Here is a 22,255-nt window from a genome sequence, read left to right as displayed (position 1 = left end):
AGAGAGGAGCAGGATGCGCCGCTTTCCATGCTTTCTCTATCTACTCACTCCTCTTCACTCACTTCTCGCTCGTCGCGCACAGGTGCGCTCCTACGGGCGCAGCTTTTGCAGCTGCGGTGCGGTGAGTTCGCCGCTGATCCCTTGCCGGCTGCCGTCGGCGCGGATGATCTCGGTGCGCGGCGTCTCGCCGCCCCAGTTCGGGTCGAGCAGGAAATCCAGCCGCTCAGGCGAGGCTTCGGCATAGGCCCGCGCCGGATAGCCGTCCATCCGCATGGCCTTGAGCCGTGCCGCGATCTGCGCGCCTTGCGCGATGCTGTCGGTGGCCACGGTGACCAGCTCGACCTCGCGCGGATGCGCACGCTGCAGCTTCGCCAGCACCTGCATGTTCGCTTCGCAATAGGCGCAGTCCAGCGCCCAGATCGCGAGGATGCGCACGCCGTGCGCGGGCGGCTTGAGCAGGGCGGGCACGTCACCCGCGGACAGCGGCACGGGCGTGCCGGCATGGGCGAGGGCCGGCAGCGCCAGCGCGAGCAGGGTGGCGAGCAGCACGCGGCGCATCACGGGGCCTCGGCGGGGACGATCCGGAATCCGTCGGTGGTATTCCACGCCACGAAGGCGCGGCCCTGCCGCGTCAGCAGCTGCGGCGAACCTACCGCAGCGCTGGAGTGGGCGATGGCGCGCGCCGCGTCGAAGTGCAGGCCGCCGTCGGCGGAAACGCGCAGCATCAGCGTGTAGCCGTTCGCGTCGACCTGGTTCCATGCCAGCCATACCGTCTTGCCGTGCACGGCCACGTCGGCGTGGCTGGCGCCGGGGTCGCCGAGTTTCAGCAGATGCTTCGGCGGATGGCCGGGATCGAGCTGGCCGTACCAGATCGCGGGGCCGTGCTTGGCCTCGTACCACACCGCGTGACGCACGCCGTCGGCGGCGATCGCGAGGCCGGGGCCGTGGTGCGGGCAGGCGGCGATCCGCCAGTCGTCGAACGTGGCGCGCTCGGGGTGCGGTGCCTTGCCGTCGGTGGGCAGCAGGGCCCAGGCGTGGTCGCGGATGTTGTCGCCGTAGATGCCGCGGAAGAACGCGGCGACCTCGCCACCCGGCGTGGGCGCCAGTGCGATGCGGCAGCACTCGCAGGAGTTGTCCATCAGCTTGTGTTCGGGCACGAAGCTCTTGCCCGCGTCGTCCGACCAGCTGTAGTACACGGCGGCGCCGAGGTAGGGCTGGCCCTTGGCCTGTGCCGCTTCCATGTCGCGCTTGTCGATCCAGGCGACCACCACGCGGCCGTGGCCGTCCACCGCCAGCGCGTCGAAGCGATGGGTGATCTCGGCACGATCGTGGTGCACGGTGATCGGCGCGGAGAAATGCGCGCCCCCGTCCGACGAGCGGGCGAAGCGCACGAAGCCGGTCCAAGGCTTCGCACGCGGCTGCGACCAGCTCACGTACAGCTCACCCCTGGAACCGAACGCGATCTTGGGCCGGTTCTCGCCCTCGTCGTAGATCGGTTCGGCCACGGCGTTGACGTCCAGCGGCGGGCTGAGCGTCTTGCCGAGATCGTCGGAGTGGCGCAGGCGCACGTGGCCGCCAGCCGCATCCACCACCCACAGCCGGCCGTGCGCGTCGAACACGGCGCTGGCGCCCAGCGCGGGTTCGCGGGGCATCTTCATGCCGGGCATGTCGTGGGCGAGGGCGGCGGACGAGAGCAGGCAAAACAGGGTAAGGATCAGTTGGCGCATGGCATGGCTTGAAGGATGGGAGGGAAAAGGTCGCGGCGCATTGCTTGCCCTCTCCCCGGCCCTCTCCGCTGGCGGGAGAGGGAGAAAGCGCGGGGCTACAACTCCCAGTGCAACTCACCAAACCAGGTGCGGCCGGCGTAGGGATGGTAGACCCAGTAATGCTCGTTGCCGAGGTTGTCCACGCCCAGCGAGGCGGTCCATTGCGGCGCGAAGCGCCAGCGCAGTTTCGCGTCGGCCACGGTGAAGCTGCTCACGGCGCCATAGGTGTCCACGAAGTCGCTGTTGTCCAGCGTGCCGTATTGGCGGCCGGAGCGGCGCAGGCCCAGCGAGGCGTCCCAGCCCGGCGCGAAGCGCCAGTCGGCGAACAGACTGGCGCGCAGGCGCGGGATGCGCGGGAAGGCCTTGCCGTCCGCCGCGGGAAACTGGCGGTCGCGCAACGTGGTCGCCTGGTTCCAGGCGGCGCTCGCGGTGAGGTCCACCGGGAGGCCGCCGATGTTCTCCAGCGTCAGTTCACCCTCGACGCCGCGCGTGCGCACCCGGTCGATGTTCTGCACGTTGGTCACCGGCACCGGCAAGGTGATGTCGGTCTGCGAGTACAGCGTGTCGGCCACGCGGTCCTGGTACAGCGACACGCGCCAGTGGCCGCGCGGCAGCGTGCGGATCAGGCTGAGGTCGGTGGACCAGTCGCGCTCCGGCTGCAGGTTTGGGTTGTTGTTGACGATCGCGTTGCCGGAAACCGAGCCCTGGAAGAGTTCCTCGACGGTGGGATAGCGCACGGCCTTGCCCCAGGACAGGCGCAACTGCCAGTCGCTGGCGAGATCCCAGTTCAGCGCGGCCTTGGGCGAGGCGTCGCTGCGTCGGCGCGAGGGGTATCCCAGCGCGGCATGGGCGTTCGCCAGCAGGCCGTCCCAGGCCCGCCACTGCTCCCAGCGCGTGCCCAGGGTCAGCGCCCAGGCTTCGGCGAAGCTCCATACGTCCTGCAGGTAGAGCGCGCGGGTCTGCGTGCGGCCGGCGTAGGCGCTGAGCAGCGGGCCGTCGGCGGCGCCCAGCCAGTCGCTGGCGGCGTGCACGCGCGAAGTCAACCGGTAGCGATCGAGGTGGACGCCGGCGTACAGCATGTTGTCGTCGCCCAGCGGGCCGGAGCTGCGCAGGTCGAGCGTGCTCCAGCCGGAGCCGCTCATGTCGGCCACCGAGCCGGGGCCGCTCCGCGCGTTGCTGGCGGACGAGCCGGCCGCATCGTGTTCGAGCTGGTGCCGGTAGTCGTAGCGGCTGGCCACGGCGTCCCAGTGCCAGCCGTTGTCGAGATGGCCGTCCAGCTCGGCGCCGTAGAGCACGTGGGTCTGGTCGTAGGCGCTGGGAGCGAGGCCGCTGGCGGGCAGGGTCCAGACCCGGCCGCCGGCGAGGATGGCGCCCGCGTACACCGGTTGCCCGGCGGCGTCGCGGATCAGGCTGCGGGTGGTGTCGAACGCGTGGTTGTGCCACCAGCCCAGCGAGAGCAGCGCGTTGACCGCGGGCGTGATGTCCACGCCGACCTGCAGCGCCGCCTGGGTCTGCCGGGTGTGCTCGATGCTGTTGGCGCCGTAGACCAGGCGCGGCGTGCCGTTGGGGTTGCGGTCCGGTGTGGCGCCGCCCACCGGCACGGCGGCGGCCGCGTTGCCGCCGGCCTTGGCGGTGGCGTACTGCATCGGCTGGCCGTGGTTGTCGAGCTGGTTGAGCGCGAGCAGCCAGCGCCAGCGGCCCTGCCGGCCGCCCAGCTGGGCGGCAAGGCGGTGGCCGTCGTAATGGCCGCCGGCGCCGTAACGATCGCCGTAGTCCTGGCTGAAGTACTGCGCGTCGGCGCTGGCGACCAGGCGATCGGGCAGGCGGGTGTGGATCAGCACCGTGGTGCCCATCGCGTTGCCGGGATACAGCGCCGAGTACGGGCCGTACAGCACGTCCACCGCGCCGATCTGCGCGGGCGCCACCATGCCCCAGCGCGGCGCACCGTCCCAGCTGTTGCTCATCAGGTTGGAGAGCAGCAGGCCGTCGACGTAGAGCAGGCTGCGCGCGCTCTGCAGCGTGCCGCCGTTGCGGCCGCTGATGGTGGCGTTGGGGTCGCCGATGTAGCGCTGGCGCACCTGCAGGTTCGGCGCGTAACGCAGCGCGTCGGCGCTGTCCACCAGGTTCTGCTGCTGCAGGCGCTCGCGCGGGATGTGCACGGTCACGCTGGGCGTGTTCAGCACCGCGGTGTCGCTGGCGTGCACGTGCACCGGCGTCAGCGTGGTCGATTGCGGCGGTTCGGCGGCGAGCGCCGTGCCGACGGAGACAGCCAGCAGCAGCGCGACGGGAAAACGGACGTCCAAGCGAAAACCCTTGACCATGGTCCAAGGTTTCCAGCTTAGCCGTTTCCGGTGACCGCGCCAGACGGCGCGTTGTCGCAGATGACGTGGCTTAGGTTTCGCCGTCGGGCCGTTCGCGCACCGGGTGCTTGCCCAGCTTGCGCTGCAGGGTGCGCCGGTGCATGCCGAGCCGGCGCGCGGTCTCGGAGATGTTGCCGTTGCACTCGGTGAGCACGCGCTGGATGTGCTCCCACTCCAGCCGGCGCAGCGCCAGCGGGGCCTCGGGGGCGTCGGGCAGATCCTCGTCGTCGCCTTCCGTGCCGCCGTCGCCATCGAGCAGGACGCGCACCACCGCGTCGGCGTCCACCGGCTTGGCCAGGTAGTCGTGCGCGCCGCGCTTGATCGCTTCCACCGCGGTGGCGATCGAGGCATAGCCGGTGAGCAGCAGGATGCGCATGTCCGGCACCAGCGTGTGCAGCTCGGGGATCAGCCGCAGGCCGTTTTCCTCGCCGAGCTTCAGGTCGAGCACGCAGTAGCGCGGCTGATGGCGGCGCGCCAGCATGCGCGCATCGCCGAGGTTGGTGGCCGAGATCACCTCGAAACCGCGCGAGGTGAGTGCGCGGCTCAGCACGCGCACGAAGGTGGCGTCGTCGTCCACCAGCAGCAAGGGGCGTGCGGAGGTGGGGTAGGCAGGCTCGTTCATGAGGGAATCCGGGTGGGGCGGCTGCGCCCATTCTTGCCGCATGCGACGCAAGTTGCACGCGCGCGGTGCGTGATCCTCAGCGCCCCGAAATCACCGCCAGCGGCAGGCGCAGGCAGACCACGGCGCCGTCGTCGGTATTGCGCGCCTCCAGCTCGCCATTGAGGCGTTCGGCGGTGGCCACGGCGAGGGTGAGGCCGATGCCCAGGCCGCTCTGCTTCTGCGACTGGCCCAGTCGCGCGTTGCCCTCGGTGCTGGCGAAGCCGGGGCCGCGGTCGATCACCAGGAACTGCAGCCACTCGCCTTCGCGCGCCACCTGCAGCAGCACCTCGCGCGAGTCGCGCAGGGCGGAGGCGTCGGCGGCGTTGTTCAGCAGGTTCAGCAGCGCGTGGCGCAGGCCGGGCGGCACGCGCAGCGGCAGGCGTGCGGTGTCCTCGTCCAGTTGCTGCTCCAGCTCGGCCTCGGGGCGCAGCAGCTGGAAGCGCTCGGTGCAGCTGTGCAGGAACTGCGCCACGTCCATCCGCTCGGACTCCTGCGAGAGTTGGGCCTGGCCGAATGCCACCATCTCGCGCAGGATGTCGCGGCAGCGGTCCACCTGGCCTTCGAGCAGGCTGAGATCCTCGGCCAGTTCGGCGTCAGCGGCGTGTTCGCGGCGCAGCTCGGGCAGCAGGGTGCGCATGGTCGACAGCGGCGTGTTGAGCTCGTGCGCCGCGCCCGCGGCCTGGGTGGCGATGGCGAGGATGCCCTCGTCGCGCAGCGCGCGCTCATGCACGCGTTGCATCGCCAGCTGCTGCATGCGCAGCGCGCGTGCCAGCCGGTTGGTGAAGAAGCCCAGCAGCAGCGCCATGATGACGAAGTTCACGCCCATGCCGATCACGTGCAGCGAGAAGCCCTGGTCGTGCACGCCGTCGAGCATCGGCAGCGGCACGTACCAGCGCAGCAGCAGCAGGTAGGCGGCGCCGGCGAGGGTGGCCACCGCGAGGATGGCGCGGATCGACAGCGTCGCCGCGGACAGCGCGATCGGCACCAGCAGCAAGGTGACGAAGGGATTGCTGGCGCCGCCGGTGAAGTACAGCAGCACGCCCAGCACCAGGGTGTCGACGCCGATGTGGGCGATCGTCTCGCCTTCGCCGATCGGCCATGGGCGACCCAGCCGCCATGCCGCCAATACCGAGAACACCGCGAGCAGGCCGATGCAGGCCAGCAGCGGCAGCAGCGGTATCGCCAGGCGCAGCCAGAGCGCGCAGACCAGCACCGCCACGCTCTGCCCGCCGATCGCGCACAGACGCAACCAGGCCAGCGCGCGCGCCAGCGCGAACGGGCCGATGCGGTTCTTGATCGGGCGATGCGACATGCGGTCCCTCCCGTTGCCACGGGCCCGCCGCCGTGCGGCGACGGGCCCGCCGGATCAGGGCGTGTCGAACTCCTCGCTGCGCACGGCGGGCAGCGGTTCGCGGGCCGACGCCACGTCGGCATGGCTGGCGGAGAGCTTTTTCATCAGCGGCAGCATGGCCAGCGCGATCGCGGTGCAGACGACGCCGGCGAAGCCGAGCTTGTCGAACAGGTCGATGTAGATCGGCAGCGACACCACCGGGTCGACCACGTCCTTCGGCACGTGCGCGAAGTTCGCCACCACGCTGCCGAGGTACTGCGAGATGCCCGAGGCCACGTAGTACGCGCCCATCATGAAGCCGCCCATGCGCGCGGGCACGTAGCGGGCGATCATTGCCAGGCCCAGGCCCGACACCAGCAGCTCGCCCAGCGAATAGAAGCCGTAGCCCCACACCATGGTCCACGAGGACACCTGGCCGGCCACCGCGAAGCGCGCGCCCAAGCCGTACATGAAGTAGCCGATCGCCACCGCGGCGAAGCCCCAGGCGAATTTCGCGGCGATCGAGGGATCCTTGCCCAGCCGGCCCAGCGTGTTGTACGCGAACACCAGCACCGGGCTCAGCACCACGATCCAGATCGCGTTGAGGTTCTGGAACTGCTCGGGGATCCAGTTGAACAGGTGCAAGCCGAACAGACTGAATGACAGGTCCACGTTCTTCTGCGCGAACAGGTTCAGCGAGGTGGACATCTGCTGGTAGAAGATGAAGAAGAAGATCGTCTGCACCACCAGCACCAGCGCCGCGATCAGGCCGGCGCGCTCGTCGCGATGACTCCTGGAGATCAGGTAGCCGAAGATGAAGAGCAGCACCACGCCGGCCGCGTAAACGCAGATGCGCGCCACCAGCTCGTTGTGCAGGATGAAGGCGGACACGAACACCATGGCCACCGCGCCAGCGAGCACGCCGGCGAGGCGCTTCAGCTTCATCGGCTCGTGGTCGGCGGGTGAGCCGATGTGCTTCAGCGCGCGGCTCATCAGCGCGTAGTTCGCCAGGCCCAGCAGCAGGCCGATCGCGCACACGCCGAACGCGGTGTGCCAGCCCCAGTCGTCGCCGTAATGCTCACCCACGTAGTCGCGGATCCACGGCGTCAGCGTCATCGAGATCATCGAGCCGATGTTCACCGCCATGTAGTAGATCGTGAACGCGCTGTCGATCTTGGTGTCGTCGCCCTCGTAGATCTTGCGCACCAGGTTGCCGGCGTTCGGCTTGAACATGCCGTTGCCGACGATGATCACGCCCAGCGCAAGGTACAGGAACGAAGCGTTGTCGGTGGGAATCCACAGCAGCGCATAGCCCAGCATCAGCACGATTGCGCCGATGCGCATGGTGCGGCGGGTGCCGATCAGCTTGTCGCCCACCCAGCCGCCGATCGCCGGCGTCACGTAGATCAGCGCGGCGGCCGCGCCCCACACCAGGTTCGCCTTGATGTCGACGAAGCCCAGCTTCTTCATCATGTAGGTGACCATCAGCACCTGCATGCCGTAGAAGCCGAAGCGCTCCCACATCTCGATCAGGAAGACGGTACTGAACGACCGTGTTTGCGAAACGGGTGGATTCTGGATTGCCATGCATCGATTCCGTGCTGAGGAGTACAACGGCCGCGCAAGCGCGACCGGCGAGTCGCGGCGCTGAACCGCGCCACAACCGACGAAGCGTAACCCATCCGTCATGCCCGCTTCGCTGCAGCGCAATATCCGGCGTGGAGGCACGAAAGCGCGGGGCCTGCCTGTGGCATCATCGGCGTTTGGCCTCGCGCGGCGGGGCATCACTCGCCGGAGACCCGCTCCCCATGCCAGGCCACGGATTCCGCGGCAACCCGCGCCAGCTCTGGAACGCCTTCCGCTGGTCGATGCTGGGCCTGCGCGCGGGCTGGCGTCACGAGGCCTCGTTCCGACTGGAGGCGATGCTGGCGGTGGTGCTGATCCCGCTGGGCCTGTGGCTGGGGCAGGGCGCGCTGGAGAAGCTCGCGCTGGTGGCGCCGGCCTTCCTGGTGTTGTCGGCCGAGCTGCTCAACTCCGCGATCGAGGCGGTGGTCGACAAGGTCAGCCCCGAGTTCCACGAACTGGCCGGCCGCGCCAAGGACATGGGCTCGGCCGCGGTGTTCCTGCTGCTGGTATTGATGGTGCTGAGCTGGGTGCTGGTGCTGGGCGCAAACTGGTTCTGATTGCACCGTACGCGGCGGGATGCTGCAATGGCGCCCTCACCGGAACGGAGCCCCGCCATGAAACTGCTGCGCAATCTCGTGCTGTTGCTGCTCGCCGTCAGCCTCACCGGTTGCGGCTACAACGCCATGCAGAGGCAGGACGAGGCGGTCAAGGCCGCGTGGTCGGAAGTGCTCAACCAGTACCAGCGCCGCGCGGATCTGGTGCCGAACCTGGTCGCCACGGTCAAGGGCTACGCCCAGCACGAGGAGAAGGTGTTCACCGAGGTGGCCGACGCGCGCGCCAAGGTGGGCAGCATCCAGGTGACGCCGGAGCTGGCGAACGATTCTGCCGCGCTGGCGAAGTTCCAGGCGGCGCAGGGCCAGCTCGGCAACGCGCTGTCGCGGTTGATGGCGGTGAGCGAGAACTATCCCAACCTCAAGGCCGATGGCCTGTTCCAGAACCTGCAGGCGCAGCTGGAAGGCACCGAGAACCGCATCACCGTGGCGCGCCAGCGCTATGTGCAGGCGGTGCAGCAGTACAACGGGCTGATCCGCACCTTCCCCAACAACCTTACTGCGAAGATGTTCGGCTACACCGTGAAGCCGAACTTCAGCGTGCAGAACGAGCAGGCGATTTCCAGCGCGCCCAAGGTCGACTTCGGTGGTGTCGCGCCGGCGCCCACCGCCTCGGCGCATTGAGATGACGCCGCACCGCCCGCGGATGCGGTGGGCGCTGCTGCTGACGGTGGCGTTGCTGCTGCCGGCCCTGCTGCACGCCGATGCCGCCGTGCCGAAGCTGGCGCGGCATGTCACCGACCTCACCGGCACGCTCAGCGCGCAGCAGGTCGACCAGCTCGACGCCAAGCTGGTGGCGCTGGAAAAGGCCAAGGGTGCGCAGCTCGTCGTGCTGATGGTGGGCAGCACGAAGCCGCAGGACATCGACAGCTACTCGCTGGACGTGTCGATGGCGAACAAGGTGGGCCGCAAAGGCATCGACGACGGCGTGCTGCTGCTGATCGCCAAAGACGACCGCCAGGTGCGCATCGAGGTGGGTGCGGGGCTGGAAGGGGCGATCCCCGACGCCGCCGCGGCGCGCATCATCCGCGAATACCTCGCGCCGAAGTTCCGCACCGGCGACTACGACGGCGGTATCAGCGACGCGGTGGGCGCGCTCACCCTGCTGATCGACGGCGAACCGCTGCCGCCGCCGGTGCAGGGTACGCCGCACGAACGGCGCGGGCTGGATCTCAACAGCCTGCTGGGGATCGGTTTCTTCGCGTGGATCTTCCTGCGCGGCGTGCTGGGTCGTTCGCATGCGCTGGTGCGCGCGCCACTCGGCGGGCTCGTCATCGGCGGCCTGTTCTGGCTGATGGCTTCCGTGGACATGGGCATTTTCGGCGGCATCGTGGGTGGCCTGCTGATGCTGCTGCCTGCCGGCGCCGGCCGCTCGATCGGTGGCGGCGGCTGGGGTGGCTTCGGCGGTTGGGGTGGTGGCGGCTTCGGTGGCGGCGGTGGCTTCGGCGGCGGAGGCGGGTTCAGCGGAGGCGGCGGCAGCTTCAACGGCGGCGGCGCCTCGGGGAGTTGGTGAGATGGCCCGCCTGCAACGCCTGCTGATGAACCTCGGCGAAGGCTGGTTCCAGCTGCATCGCCGCTTTCCTGCCGGCCTGCTGGACGAGATCGCCACGGCGGTGGCCGAGGGCGAACGTACCCATCGGGGCGAAGTGCGCCTGGCCGTGGAATCGAGGCTGTCGCCGCTGGCGGTGCTTGCCGGACTCGACGCGCCCAGACGCGCCCGCCAGCTGTTCGGCCAACTCGGCATCTGGGACACCGAACACAGCAACGGCGTGCTGCTCTACGTGCTGCTCGCCGAGCACCGCATCGAAGTCGTCGCCGACCGCGGCATCGCCCGCCATGTGGCGCCCGACGAGTGGGCGGAAGTCTGCACCCACATGCGCGACGCCTATGCGCGCGGCCAGTGGCGCGAAGGCAGTTTGCAGGGCATCGCCGACGTGCATGCGCTGCTGCAGCGGCATTTTCCCAGTGACGGCAAGGCGCGGCCTGATGAGCTGCCGGATCGGCCGGTGTTGTTGTAACGGACAGTGGATCGCCGGTCCGACACCGGCAGCAGGTACCGACAAAAAAACCGCCGGCTTGCGCCGGCGGTTCTCTTGTTGGCGACTTCCGGCGATGCTTGCATCGCCGGAAGCTGCGCGGCTTCCCTTACAGCGAGAAGTCGTAGCGTGCCGACAGGCGCACCGAACGCGGTGCGGTGAAGCCCAGTTCCTGGCCGTAGAACTGACTGCGGGTGACGGTGTCTGTCGCGTACTGCGGGTTGTACGCCTGCGGTACCTGCTGGTTGAACACGTTCAGCACGTCCGCCTGCAGGGTCAACTGCTTGTTCGCCCACTCCGGGGTATAGGCCACGTTGAGGTTGACCGTGTACACCCACGGCGTGCTGCCCTTGGAGCCGCGCGGCGAGAGGCCGTAGTCCGGCGACGGTGGCTGATAGGCAAGGTTGGGTTGGCCGTTGGGCAGGGTCGGCGAAAGCGTGATCGTGCCCGGCGTCCCGCAGTAGTGGTAGTACGCACCGGTGTACAAGCCCGCGTCCGGCGTCGGATAGAAGCTGGTGCAGGTCTTCGGGCGACCGGAAGTGATGTAAGCACTGGCGCCCACGCGCCATTCCGGGGTGATCTGGTAGTAGCCGAACGCCTTGATCTGGTGCGTGCGGTCGTTCGGCAGGCGGCCGTTCGAACCCACCATCAACTGCGGCAAGTCCCAATCCTGGGTCTGCGAGACGTCGGCCTGACCGCCCGAACCGGTATCCAGATCCGAAGCCAGCTGGCCCTCGGTGTCGCCGTAGCTGCGCGAGAACGTGTACATCAGCTTGCCGTACCAGTTGTCGTTCTTGTACGTAGTAAACAGATCCAGTGCGTAGTACTGACGCTTCAGCTTGGGCATGCCGAGTTGGGCGTTGCTGTAGGTCACTTCCTTGAAGCTGCCGTCGGCCTGCTCTTCCAGGAACGTGTTGGCTACGCCCGGGTTGAACAGGAAGCACGCGCCGCCCAGGGCCTGGGTGCAGGTGTCGTCGATCGCGCTGCGCAGGTTGCGGTAGGTCAGCTTGGCGCCCCAGTTGAGGGCTGGGGTGAGCTGCTGCTCCATGCCCAGGATGTACTCATCCTGGAAGTGCGACTTCATCCCCTTCGCCGCCACCGTGCGCGGATCGGGCGCCGTGCCGCACTCGAGGTTGGAGGACACCGCGTTGCCCGGGCCCGGGCAAACGTGGCCCTTCGACTTGTCGACGGCGATTGGCGTCAGGCCCGTCGGCGCACCGGTACGCGGATCGGTGCCGGTGTAGGTGAAGTATTCCTGCGTGTACAGCGAGGCGGCCGCACCACGCACGGCCACGTTGTTCGGCGGCGCGAGGTGGTAGCGGCCGGCGTTGGCGAACACCTTCAGCGAGGAGTCGCCGAACACGTCCCACGAGAAGCCCAGGCGCGGGGCGAGCTGGTTGCGCTGCGAGACGAACGGGACGCCGTCACCGGTGTAGTTGGTGAACTGCTCGTTGCGCAGGCCCAGCACCAGCAGCATATTGTCGTTGAGCTGCCAGCGGTCCTCGATGAACTGCGAGGACTGGTCCACCTTCACGTCGGCGAAGTGGGTGTAGTACTGCCGGCGGGTGAAGTAACCCTTGTTCGGGGTCGGGCCGGGTACGCCCAGGCCCGAGTTGCCGCCCGTCGCCGGCGCACCCACGCCGAGGCCGGCGTTGATCGGGTTGTTCTTGTTGGCGGTCTGCTGGAACACCCAGACGTAGCCGCCGGCGTACTCGTCGCCGGTGATCGAGTGCGCCTGCTGGTAGTCGGCACCCACGTGCAGGGAGTGGTCGGAGATGCGGTATTCCACGTCCAGGCGCCAGCCATGGGTTTCGTCCTTGGCGCCGAGCGGCAGCACGGTGGTGGCGAACTGGCAGGCCGGGTAGTAGGTGATGCCCGGCATCTGGTTGATGGCGGTCGTGTTGCCCGAAATGCGTGGGCAGGTCGGGTCGTAATGCCACGGCGTGTTGACGTGCTGGATCGTCTGTTCGCCGTACAGCGCACTCACCGTCAGGCTGTCGGTGATGTAGCCGGTGTACTTGCCGATATACAGCTCGCCGCCGTCCTTGGTGTACAGGCCGCCGGCCTGCACGTCGTCATGCGTGTAACCGTTGTAGTTGAAGCGCGACAGGTCGCTGAAGTACTGGGTCTTGTCGGAGACGCCGGTCAGCTCGAGGATGTTGCTGTCGTTGATGTTCCAGTCGATCTTTGCGTTCCAGCGCGGCATCTTGTAGCTGTACTCGTTCCAGCCGTTGGCGATGGTCGGCGTGCTGATCGCGTTGCTGACGCTGGTGCCGTTCCGCTTGGTGATCTCGCCGGTGGCGTAGACGAACAGGCGGTCCTTGATCAGCGGGCCGCTGACGTAGGCACCGTAGTCGACCACCGAGTACTGGTTCTTGTTGCGGTAGGCGTACAGCGTACCGTCGGTGGCCGGGTAGGCACCGGTGTTCGGGTAGCGCTGGTTGATCGGGTTGGCGCGCAGGCGCTCGGGCGACCAGTAGGTGAACACGCCGGCCTTCCACTCGTTGGTGCCGCGCTTGGTGATGATGTTGATCACGCCGCCGGTGGAGCGGCCGAACTCGGCACCGTAGCCGCCGGTGAGCACCTGCTCCTGTTCAATCGCATCGAACGGCAGCGTGCTGAAGCCCAGCGCGGTGAGCGGGTTGGTCACCGCGTAGCCGTTGATGTAGTACGCGTTTTCGGACGCCGCCGAACCGCCGAAACTGGGTGCGGCAGTGTAGGACGAGTTGTTGATCACGCTGGGCGCGAGCAGCGCCACGGAGGACAGGTCGCGGCCCATTGGCAGCTTCGCGAGTTCGCTGGCGGTGAACACCGTCTTGGTATCCACCGACGAGACGTCGATCGAGGGCAGCGCCGAGGCCACCACCGACACGCCTTCCAGATTCTTGGCGCCTGCGGCCGAACCGAACGACACTTCCACGCCGCCGGCGATGTTCACCAGCACGTTTTCGCGGGTGCTGACGGCTTGGCCGTTGTCCTGCAGCGTCACGGTGTAGGTGCCGATCGGCAGCGAGGTGATGCGGTAGCGGCCGGCGCTGTCGACCGGGATCGAGCGCTCGAAACCGGTGTTCACGTTGCGGATGCTCACCGTGCCGCCGTGCTGGCCGGTGACCTGGCCGAAGATCGAGCCGGACGCCTGCTGCGCGATCGCGCCGGTGCCGACCAGACCGAGACCCAAGCCCAGGCTCAGCGCCAGGGTCGTGCGACGCAGCTGGCGCGTCGAGAAGATAGTGCAGTTACTCATTTAATGCGTACTCCCCAAGTGGTTCCGGCAAGGCCGGAGGACTTCCCCAATGCTGAAAACGACGCAGGTTCATGCGCCTGCTGCACGCCTGACGCTGCGCTAACCCAGACCGGCTGCGGGGAGCAGGCCAATCGGGTACGGGCGAAAATCGTCGATCTAAGCCGCACGTTTTTGCGCCAGCGTTGGAACATAACTTGCCCGTAACAAACATTCAACAATATCTTGCGATGCGCTGGCGTATGTATTTGCGCTTCGTGTCCGGGTAGAGCCACCGTCATGGCCAACTCCTGGCGCAGCGGCATTCGCCGCGTGAGTTGCGGGGTGTGCGGTCTGGAGAGAGGTGGTGGCTCGCCGCATCGCGCGAGCGCGCTGGATCGGACGGGCCGATGGCATTTGATCCAGGCATGGCGCGCTGCTGCGAACCTCGAACAGCTGCCACCGTCGACTATCGCGGGGAGGTTGCATCGGGCCGTGGTTTGCGCCTCCCCGAACTTTTCGCTCATGCGCGGCAGCGGTGCGAAATTTCGCGAGGCGCGCGAGGCGCGCGGTGAACGATGGGCGGGGCGTTCTGCGGCCCGGGCAGGCGGTGCCGGACGGCCGCCCGGCGGCGCGGCTCGGCGCCATCCGGCTGCGCGAAACGAGGAAGGCGCCGAAGCGCCTTCCTGTCGCGGATCAGGTCGGGTGTGGGATCAGGGCGGGGTGGCGCCCTTGCCGATGTACTTGGCCAGGAAATCCTGCATGCGGTTCAGGCGTTCCACGTTGTTGGCCTCGGTGTAGAAGCCGTGGCCCTCGTTGGGTTTGGCCATCCATTCGTAGGGCTTGTGCGCGGCATCCAGCGCGGCGCGCATCGCCTTGGCCTGGGCGAACGGGGCGCGCTGGTCGGCCTCGCCGTGGATCAGCAGCACCGGCACGTCGATCTGCGCCGCGAGCTGGTCGGGCGAGTTGGCGGCCAGTGCGGCATCGTCCTTGCCGATCACGTTGGCGAGGTAGTTCCGGCCGGAAGCGCGCGTGCGAACGTCGCCCTTCTTGTACATCATCGCCAGGTCGTAAACGCCGGCGTAGCCGATCGCGCACTTGAACAGCTTCGGCGCGCGGATCACCGACATCAGCGCCGAGTAGCCGCCGAAGCTGCCACCGTACACGCAGACGCGGTCCGGATCGGCGTACTGCTGCTGCTCGGCCCACTTCACGCCGTCGATCAGGTCCTGCTGGATGCGCGTGCCCCACTTGAGATAGCCGTCCTGCTCGAAGTTCACTCCGCGGCCGCCGGAACCGCGGTAGTTCACCTGCAGCACCAGGTAGCCACGGCTGGCGAGGAATTGCGCATCCCAGTCGAAGAACCAGTCGTCGCTCACGCCGTGCGGGCCGCCGTGCGGCAGCAGCACCATCGGCAACTTCTCCATCGGCACGCCGTTCGGCACGGTGAGGATGGCTTCCAGCTCCATGCCGTCGCTGGCCTTGAAGCGCATCGGTACGCGCTCGGCCATCTTTGCCGGGTCGATCCATGGCGCCGCCGTGAACAGCTTGACCACCTTGTAGTGCTCGGTGTCGATCAGGTAATACGTACCCGGATCGCGGTCGCTGCTCACGGAGAACAGCAGCTCGCGGCCGTCCTCGCTGAAGTTGATGAAGTCGACGAACTCGCCGGGGAATTTCTGGCTGATCGCCATGTACAGCTTCGCCGCCGGCAGGGACGGATCGACGTAGATCGGGCGTGGCGTGCCGGTCGTGGTGATGACCGCGAACGGCTGCAGCGGCGGAGCGGTCCACTGCGCATTGCCGACGCTGCCGAAGTCGTCCTTCGCCAGCAGCTTGCGGTCGGCGCCATCCAGGCGCTGCTCGACCAGTTCGGTGGGGCCGCCGCTGGCGCTGTACTTCGCGTAGATATGCTGGCCGTCCGGCGCCGTGGCGAACGGGGCGAAGAGCTTGCCGGTTTGCGCCTTGCCCAGTTGGGCCCAGCGGTCGCCGAGGCGCTGGTAGGCCACGTACTCGAAATCGGTATTCGTGCCGTAGGCGAACTCCACCTTGCCATCGGGCCCCACCATGAAGCTGAGTCCGCCCACGCCGATGTCGCCGATCAGGTGGCGCACGTTCTTCATGGCGTCCACGTCGAACAGCCGGCTGTGGTTCTCGTCGTTCCAGAGCTGGGCGCCGAGGTAGAAATGGCCGTTGGCCTTCGCCGGCAACCCGTCGATCGAGCCCCAGCCGTCATCGGCCTGGCGGGTGTCGCCGCGAGTGCCGTAACCGGACTGGTAGCCGAACAGGTAGTCCTGGTGGCTGCCGTCCACATTGGTGGCGAGGATCTCGCCGGTGCCCACGGGCCGATCGATGGAGCCGAGCATCTTGCCCTTCTCCACGACCAGCCGGGTCGGGCTGACCCATTGCACGTCGACCGGCATTTCGAACTTCGGCATGCGCAACATGCTGACCGGCTTGCTCATGTCGGCGACGTCGTAGATCACCAGCGCGTGGTTGCCGCCGTCGTCCATGCGCACCGCGATGTGCTGGCCGTCGGGCGACAGCCGTGGCATCGACATGCTGGCGTGGCGGGCGAAACTTTCCACCGGAATCAGGTCGGCTGCCGCCGCGACGGCAGGCAACCCCAGGCACGCCGCGACCAGCGCGGCTCGCAACTTGCGCAAAGACATCATCCTTGCTCTCCCCTGTTGGCGTGATCCGGTCGTGGCGGATGCTCCCCTGCACCTTGGCTGACCGGATTCGCGGCAGTGTAGCCGCCGTGCCGCGCCTTGTCCCGGTACACTGAGGGCCTTGCCTGCCTGATCCCCGACCGCATGACGCAGCCCCTCGTCGTCGACATCAATCCGATCGCCTTCCACCTCGGCCCGGTGCAGGTGCACTGGTACGGGTTGATGTACCTGGTGGGCTTTTTCAGCGCCGCGGTGCTGGGCGAGTACAGGCGGCGCAAGGGCCGCCTGCCGGTGACGCGCGACGCGCTGGGCGACCTGTTCTTCTACGGCATGATGGGCGTGATCGCGGGCGGGCGGATCGGCTACATGCTGTTCTATTACGCCGGCGGCCTGCGCTGGATCTGGACCGATCCGCTGGCGCTGTTCAAGGTGTGGGACGGCGGCATGAGCTTTCACGGCGGCTTGCTCGGCGTGCTGGTGGCGGGGCTGTGGTGGTCGCGCAAGCAGCAACTGCATTTCTTCGACACGGTGGATTTCGTGGCGCCGCTGGTGCCGATCGGCCTGGGCCTCGGGCGGCTGGGCAACTTCATCAACGGCGAGCTGTGGGGCAAGCCCACCGACCTGCCGTGGGGCATGATCTTCCCGCACGCGCATGGTGAGGACGTGGCCTACGTCGCGGCGCATCCGGCCTGGCAGGCGCAGCTGGCGCAACTCGGCGGCCTGGTGCGCCAGCCTTCGCAGCTGTACGAGATGGCGCTGGAAGGCGTGGTGATGTTCGTCGTGCTGTGGCTGGTGTCGATGAAGCCGCGGCCGCGCTATCTCATCTCCGGCCTGTTCGCGCTGATGTACGGCGGCTTCCGCTTCGCGGTGGAGTTCGTGCGCCTGCCCGACATCCAGCTCGGATACCTCGCGTTCGGCTGGGTGACGATGGGGCAGATCCTGTCGCTGCCGCTGATCGCCGTGGGCCTGTGGCTGCTGTGGCTGTCGCGGCGTTCGCCCACCTTGCGGTTGTACGAAGTGGCAATGCCGATCGAGGACGGAAAATGAAGGCCTACCTCGACCTGCTGCGCCACGTGCTGGAGCACGGCACGGAGAAGGCCGACCGCACCGGCACCGGCACGCGCAGCGTGTTCGGCTGGCAGATGCGCTTCGACCTGGCCGAAGGCTTCCCGCTGGTCACCACCAAGAAGCTGCACCTGAAGTCCATCGTCCACGAGCTGATCTGGTTCCTGCAGGGCGACACCAACATCGCCTACCTCAAGGAACACGGCGTCAGCATCTGGGACGAATGGGCCGACGCGCGCGGCGAGCTCGGCCCGGTCTACGGCAAGCAGTGGCGCGCGTGGCCCACCGCCGACGGCGCCGCGGTGGACCAGATCCGCTGGGTGGTGGACGAGATCCGTCGCAATCCGGATTCGCGCCGCCTGATCGTCAGCGCCTGGAACGTGGGCGAGCTGCCGAAGATGGCGCTGATGCCCTGCCACACGCTGTTCCAGTTCTACGTCGCTGACGGCAAGCTGAGCTGCCAGCTCTACCAGCGCTCCGGCGACATCTTCCTCGGCGTGCCGTTCAACATCGCCAGTTACGCGCTGCTCACCCACATGGTGGCCCAGGTGTGCGGGCTGGGCGTGGGCGATTTCGTGCACACGTTGGGCGACGCGCACCTGTACAACAACCACGTGGAGCAGGCGCGGCTGCAGCTGTCGCGCGAGCCGCGCCCCTTGCCGAAGCTGGCGCTGAATCCCGAGGTGCGCGCGCTGGAGGATTTCCGCTACGAGGACATCGCCATCGAGGGCTATGCGCCGCACCCGGCGATCAAGGCGCCGGTGGCGGTATAGCGGGCTGTCGAAGACAGCCCGCTATACCGCGATTCACGGAGGGATCGTGTGACGGAGCCAGGCCCGGCGATGCCGGACTTGGCGAGTCTGGAAAGGGCAGGACAGCCCTTTCCAGACATTGGCAAAGGTCTTTGACAGGCTCCCGCCATCGTCCCCAATCGCTACAATCGGCGTGTGGCAAGACACCCGCGTCATCCCTTCGACTTCCGTATTTTGCAAGGAACCCAGATGGCCATTTCGCTGATCGCCGCGCTCGACGAGAACTTCGCCATCGGCCGCAAGGGACATCTGCCCTGGCATCTGCCGGACGACTTGCGCTGGTTCAAGCAACTCACCGTGGGCAAGCACGTGCTGATGGGCTACAACACCGCGGTGTCGATCGGCCGCGCGCTGCCGGACCGCACCAACCTGGTGTTGTCGCGCCGGCACGAGGCGCCGTTCCCCGGCCAGGTCACCGTGCGCTCGATCGACGAGGCGCAGGCGCGCTGCGACCACACCGGCCTGATGGTGATCGGCGGCGGCCAGGTGTTCCGCGAGGCGCTGCCGATGGCGCGCCGGCTGTACCTGACCTGGGTCAGCGCGGCGGTGGACGGTGCGGACACCTTCTTCCCCGGCGTGCACTTCACCGACTGGACCGAGGTCTCGCGCGTGCACCACAAGAAGGACGCCGAGCACGCCTACGACTTCGACATGGTCGAGTACGTGCGCGGCAGCTGAGTCCGTCCGTGGATCAGGCGCCGCTGCATGTGCTGGCCGGCGCGCTGTGCGATCGCGAGGGTCGCGTGTTGCTGGCCGAGCGCCCCGCCGGCAAGCATCTGGCGGGCCTGTGGGAATTCCCCGGCGGCAAGCGCGAGCCCGGCGAGACGCCGCTGGTGGCGCTGGCGCGCGAGCTGGACGAGGAACTGGGCATCGCGCTGGTCGAGGCCGCGCCGCTGATCCGCGTGCCTTGGCGCTATCACGAGCGCGCGCTGCTGCTGGACGCTTGGTGCGTGACGCAGTGGCGCGGCGCGCCGCGTTCGCTGGAAGGGCAGGGCCTGCGCTGGTGTTTGCCGATGCAGGCGGATCCGGCCACGCTGGCGCCGGCCGATCGAGCGATCCTGCAGGCATTGCGCCTGCCGCCGCATTACCTCATCACGCCGGCGGAAGTGCTGCCGGCTGAACGTGACTTCTGGTTCGAGCGGATCGGACATGCCATCGAAGCGGGCGAGCGCATGCTGCAGTTGCGCCTGCCGCTGTGGCCTCGCGAAAGCGTGCGAGAGTTCGCCGCATCATTGCTGCCGCTGGCGCGCGCACATGCCGCACAACTGCTGCTCAATGCGGATATCGAGGGCGCGCGGGTGCTGGGCATCGGCGTGCACCTGACCGGCGCGCAGCTGGCCACGCTCGGTGAACGTCCGCTGCCGTTGCAGCAGATCGTCGGCGCCAGCTGCCACGATGCCGCGCAGTTGGCGCAGGCACTGCGGCTGGACGTGGATTTCGCCACGCTGTCGCCGGTGGCGGCCACCGCCAGCCACCCACAGGCGCAGCCGCTGGGCTGGTCGAATTTCCAGGAGCTGGCCGAGGCGGCCGCGATGCCGGTGTATGCACTGGGCGGCATGGTGCCGGCGCAGTTGGCGCAAGCGCAGTTGGCTGGCGCGCAAGGCGTGGCCGGTATACGCGGTTTCTGGTCTGCGTCGTAGGAGCGGCTTCAGCCGCGATCGTTTGATCTGCGCGGTGCGGTGGTCGCGGCTGAAGCCGCTCCTACGCGTTGCTTTCCGACAGCGATTTGAGCAACTGGAACAGCTCGCGGAACGCGCGCGGTGGTTTGTTCGGCGTGGCCTGCTCGACGCGCGCCTGGCGGATCAGCGCGCGCAGGTGCTGGCGGTCGACGCCCGGATGCTGCTCGATCAGCGCGGAGACCGCCTCGTCGCCGTCCTCGCCCAGCAGGCGTTCACGCAGCGCTTCCAGCCGGTGCATCGCGGCGGTTTCCTGGCGCTGCTTCTCGCGGTTCTCGCCCAGTTCCGCGCGCACCGCGGCGAAGGCTTCGTCGTCGTGGCGGCGCATCACCTTGGCGAGGAAGGCGAGCTGGCGCTTGTGGGCGATGTGCGCGGTGATCTTGCGGGTGATCTCGACCTCGCGGCGCACGTCGTCGGGCAGTTCGAGTTTGGCCAGCCGGCTCGGCGGCAGTTCCACCAACTGGCTGGCGAGCGCGAGCACGGCCAGCGCGTCGCGGCGCTGCTGGGTACGGCTGGGGCCGTAGTCGGCGTCATCGAGTTCGGTCTGGTTGCGGCTGCGGCTCGGGCTCACGGTTTCGGTTCCGGAAGAAAAGGTTGCGTCAGGCAGGCGTGCCGCCGTCGACGGGAGCGGCTTGTTCGAGCGCAAAGCGCGCGATCGGTTCGCCATCCAGTTCGATGGTTTCGGCGAACATCGCCGCCGGGCGCACCCACAGGCCGTGTTCGCCGTACAGCGCCTGGTACACCACCAGCTCTTCCAGCGTTTCGCTGTGGCGGGCGGTGCCCAGCACGCGGTAGCGCTGGCCCTTGTAGTGGCGGTAGACACCGGGGACGGTCGCCATGCGCGTACTCCGCGATGCGTTGCAGTTGGCCGCGGCGCCCCCATCTGGGCAGACGGCACGGCGCGGATCGTGCATTCTACCCGTTTGATCTTCCAGAGACTTCATTCGTGAGCGAAACCGCCCTCAGCACCGACCGCAGCCAACAGGACCTCGATCGCCTGGCCCAGCTCGCGGAAGACGTGATCCGCCGTGCCCGCGCGGCCGGTGCCAGCGCCGCCGAGGTGGCCGCCAGCATCGACACCGGGCTCAGCGTGAACGTGCGTCTGGGCGAGGTGGAGACGGTGGAGCACACCCGCGACCGCGGCTTCGGCCTCACCGTGTACTTTGGCCAGCGCAAGGGCTCGGCCAGCACCGCCGACCTGCATCCCGATTCGATCCAGGCCACGCTGGACCAGGCCTGCGCCATCGCGAAGTTCACCGAGGAGGATCCCGCCGCGGGGTTGGCTGACGCCGCGCGCATGGCGACGGATTTCCCCGACCTCGACCTGTGGCATCCCTGGGCCGTCGATACCGCGGACGCCATCGCGCTGGGCCAGCGCATCGAGGCCGCCGGCCGCGCGCACGCGGGCATCAGCAATTCCGACGGCGCCGGCGTGCAGGCGGGCGAGAGCCTGGCGGTGTACGCGAACTCGCACGGATTCGTCGGCCGCGAGCGCGGCACCCGGCACTCGCTGTCGCTGTCGCTGATCGCGGGCGAAGGCGAGCGCATGCAGCGCGACTACTGGTACGACAGCGTGCGCGATGCCGGCGATTTCATCGGCGCCGAGGCGCTGGGCGACAAGGCGGCCGAGCGCACGCTGGCGCGGCTGGATGCGCGCAGCCTGTCCACCCGCGAATGCCCGGTGCTGTTCGCGCCGGAGATCGCGCGCGGCCTGATCGGCCACCTGGTCGGCGCGGTGAGCGGTGGTGCGCTGTATCGCCGTGCCAGTTTCCTGCTCGACCACGCGGGCAAGGCGATCATGCCGGCGTGGCTGCATGTCGACGAACAGCCGCACCTGCGGCGCGGCCACGGCTCGGGCAACTTCGACGCGGAAGGCGTGGCGACCCGCGACAGCGCGCTGGTGGAAGGCGGCGTGCTGGCGCGCTACGTGCTGGGCAGCTATTCGGCGCGCAAGCTGGGACTGGTCTCGACCGGCAATGCCGGCGGCATCCACAACCTGTGCGTGGCGCCTGGCGCGACCGACGGCGAAGCCAGCGATTTCGCCGGCATGCTGCGCCGGCTGGGCACGGGCCTGCTGGTTACCGAGGTGATGGGGCAGGGCGTGAACACCATCACCGGCGACTATTCGCGCGGCGCGGCCGGCTTCTGGGTGGAGAACGGCGTCATCGCGTATCCGGTCGAGGAGATCACCATCGCCGCGAACCTGCGCGACATGTACGCAGGCATCGTGGCGACGGGCGCGGACGTGGATCCGCGTTCGCACATCCTCTGCGGCTCGATCCTGGTAGGCCGGATGACAGTGGCGGGCGAGTGATTCCTGCGGCATGCTGTAAGAGCCTGTTCAATGTCTCCGCATGGCTCGCGCCGGGAGCTGTTTGCACGCAGGCCAAGGAAGAAGGAGGGAGTGGACGTCCGTCCAC

General features: G+C 68.2%; 19 protein-coding genes. 9 read left to right on the top strand and 10 right to left on the bottom strand.

Annotated elements, in window-relative coordinates:
* Window positions 1-90: 90 nt before the first annotated feature.
* From AB7878_RS04450 to AB7878_RS04425, 6 genes are all read right to left on the bottom strand, one after another.
* Window positions 91-558 (bottom strand): thioredoxin domain-containing protein, encoded by a 468-nt coding sequence (locus AB7878_RS04450; RefSeq protein WP_369493194.1) that lies wholly within the window; start codon window positions 556-558, stop codon window positions 91-93.
* Complete coding sequence (locus AB7878_RS04445; RefSeq protein ID WP_369493193.1) at window positions 558-1,727, bottom strand: sialidase family protein; 1,170 nt, start codon at window positions 1,725-1,727, stop codon at window positions 558-560. Before AB7878_RS04445 ends, AB7878_RS04450 begins: the two co-directional genes overlap by 1 nt.
* Window positions 1,728-1,822: 95 nt before the next feature.
* The gene (locus AB7878_RS04440; RefSeq protein WP_369493192.1) at window positions 1,823-4,069 is read right to left on the bottom strand and encodes a TonB-dependent receptor; all 2,247 of its coding nucleotides are present in this window, start codon (window positions 4,067-4,069) and stop codon (window positions 1,823-1,825) included.
* Window positions 4,070-4,157: 88 nt separating this feature from the next.
* Window positions 4,158-4,748 carry a response regulator transcription factor gene (locus AB7878_RS04435; RefSeq protein ID WP_369493191.1) on the bottom strand — a complete coding sequence of 197 codons (591 nt, stop codon included), beginning with the start codon at window positions 4,746-4,748 and terminating at the stop codon, window positions 4,158-4,160.
* Window positions 4,749-4,824: 76 nt separating this feature from the next.
* A complete protein-coding gene (locus AB7878_RS04430) occupies window positions 4,825-6,099 on the bottom strand; it encodes an ATP-binding protein (RefSeq protein WP_369493190.1) in 1,275 nt (424 codons plus the stop codon).
* Between the two features lie 54 nt (window positions 6,100-6,153).
* Window positions 6,154-7,704: a peptide MFS transporter gene (locus AB7878_RS04425; protein ID WP_369493189.1), complete on the bottom strand. Its 1,551-nt coding sequence runs from the start codon at window positions 7,702-7,704 to the stop codon at window positions 6,154-6,156.
* Window positions 7,705-7,925: 221 nt separating this feature from the next.
* Between AB7878_RS04425 and AB7878_RS04420 the strand changes: the two genes are divergently transcribed.
* Genes AB7878_RS04420 through AB7878_RS04405 form a run of 4 tightly spaced genes read left to right on the top strand, consistent with a single transcriptional unit; the run spans window position 7,926 to window position 10,372 of the window.
* Window positions 7,926-8,300, top strand: coding sequence for a diacylglycerol kinase (locus AB7878_RS04420; protein WP_369493188.1), 375 nt, complete (start codon window positions 7,926-7,928; stop codon window positions 8,298-8,300).
* A 57-nt stretch (window positions 8,301-8,357) separates the two neighbouring features.
* The gene (locus AB7878_RS04415) at window positions 8,358-8,978 is read left to right on the top strand and encodes a LemA family protein (RefSeq protein ID WP_369493187.1); all 621 of its coding nucleotides are present in this window, start codon (window positions 8,358-8,360) and stop codon (window positions 8,976-8,978) included.
* 1 nt (window position 8,979) lies between these two features.
* The gene (locus tag AB7878_RS04410) at window positions 8,980-9,867 is read left to right on the top strand and encodes a TPM domain-containing protein (RefSeq protein ID WP_369493186.1); all 888 of its coding nucleotides are present in this window, start codon (window positions 8,980-8,982) and stop codon (window positions 9,865-9,867) included.
* A gap of 1 nt (window position 9,868) precedes the next feature.
* Window positions 9,869-10,372: a TPM domain-containing protein gene (locus AB7878_RS04405; protein WP_369493185.1), complete on the top strand. Its 504-nt coding sequence runs from the start codon at window positions 9,869-9,871 to the stop codon at window positions 10,370-10,372.
* Window positions 10,373-10,499: 127 nt separating this feature from the next.
* Here AB7878_RS04405 and AB7878_RS04400 read toward each other — a convergent pair whose 3' ends face one another.
* Together AB7878_RS04400 and AB7878_RS04395 are read right to left on the bottom strand one after the other, a co-directional pair.
* Window positions 10,500-13,634, bottom strand: a complete 3,135-nt coding sequence (locus tag AB7878_RS04400; RefSeq protein ID WP_369493184.1) for a TonB-dependent receptor — start codon at window positions 13,632-13,634, stop codon at window positions 10,500-10,502.
* A gap of 689 nt (window positions 13,635-14,323) precedes the next feature.
* Window positions 14,324-16,276, bottom strand: coding sequence for an alpha/beta hydrolase family protein (locus tag AB7878_RS04395; RefSeq protein WP_369493183.1), 1,953 nt, complete (start codon window positions 16,274-16,276; stop codon window positions 14,324-14,326).
* A gap of 150 nt (window positions 16,277-16,426) precedes the next feature.
* Here AB7878_RS04395 and lgt point away from each other — a divergent pair, with 150 nt between their 5' ends.
* The 4 genes from lgt (at window position 16,427) to AB7878_RS04375 (ending at window position 19,799) form a co-directional block, all read left to right on the top strand.
* A complete protein-coding gene (lgt, locus tag AB7878_RS04390; protein WP_369493182.1) occupies window positions 16,427-17,329 on the top strand; it encodes a prolipoprotein diacylglyceryl transferase in 903 nt (300 codons plus the stop codon).
* The gene (locus tag AB7878_RS04385; RefSeq protein WP_369493181.1) at window positions 17,326-18,120 is read left to right on the top strand and encodes a thymidylate synthase; all 795 of its coding nucleotides are present in this window, start codon (window positions 17,326-17,328) and stop codon (window positions 18,118-18,120) included. Before lgt ends, AB7878_RS04385 begins: the two co-directional genes overlap by 4 nt.
* A gap of 228 nt (window positions 18,121-18,348) precedes the next feature.
* Window positions 18,349-18,837, top strand: coding sequence for a dihydrofolate reductase (locus AB7878_RS04380; protein WP_369493180.1), 489 nt, complete (start codon window positions 18,349-18,351; stop codon window positions 18,835-18,837).
* An 8-nt stretch (window positions 18,838-18,845) separates the two neighbouring features.
* Window positions 18,846-19,799 (top strand): Nudix family hydrolase, encoded by a 954-nt coding sequence (locus AB7878_RS04375; protein WP_369493179.1) that lies wholly within the window; start codon window positions 18,846-18,848, stop codon window positions 19,797-19,799.
* 61 nt (window positions 19,800-19,860) lie between these two features.
* On the opposite strand, the gene yjgA is transcribed toward AB7878_RS04375, so the two are convergent.
* Window positions 19,861-20,406, bottom strand: coding sequence for a ribosome biogenesis factor YjgA (yjgA, locus tag AB7878_RS04370; protein WP_369493178.1), 546 nt, complete (start codon window positions 20,404-20,406; stop codon window positions 19,861-19,863).
* A 28-nt stretch (window positions 20,407-20,434) separates the two neighbouring features.
* Window positions 20,435-20,674, bottom strand: a complete 240-nt coding sequence (locus tag AB7878_RS04365; RefSeq protein WP_369493177.1) for a DUF1653 domain-containing protein — start codon at window positions 20,672-20,674, stop codon at window positions 20,435-20,437.
* Between the two features lie 107 nt (window positions 20,675-20,781).
* On the opposite strand from AB7878_RS04365, the gene pmbA reads away from it, so the two are divergent.
* Window positions 20,782-22,149 (top strand): metalloprotease PmbA, encoded by a 1,368-nt coding sequence (gene pmbA / locus AB7878_RS04360; RefSeq protein ID WP_369493176.1) that lies wholly within the window; start codon window positions 20,782-20,784, stop codon window positions 22,147-22,149.
* Window positions 22,150-22,255 lie beyond the last annotated feature (106 nt).

Source organism: Rhodanobacter humi (assembly GCF_041107455.1).
Lineage (GTDB): Bacteria > Pseudomonadota > Gammaproteobacteria > Xanthomonadales > Rhodanobacteraceae > Rhodanobacter_A.
The sequence above is the reverse complement of the archived record's forward strand: the minus strand, read 5'-3'. Positions and strand labels throughout refer to the sequence as shown.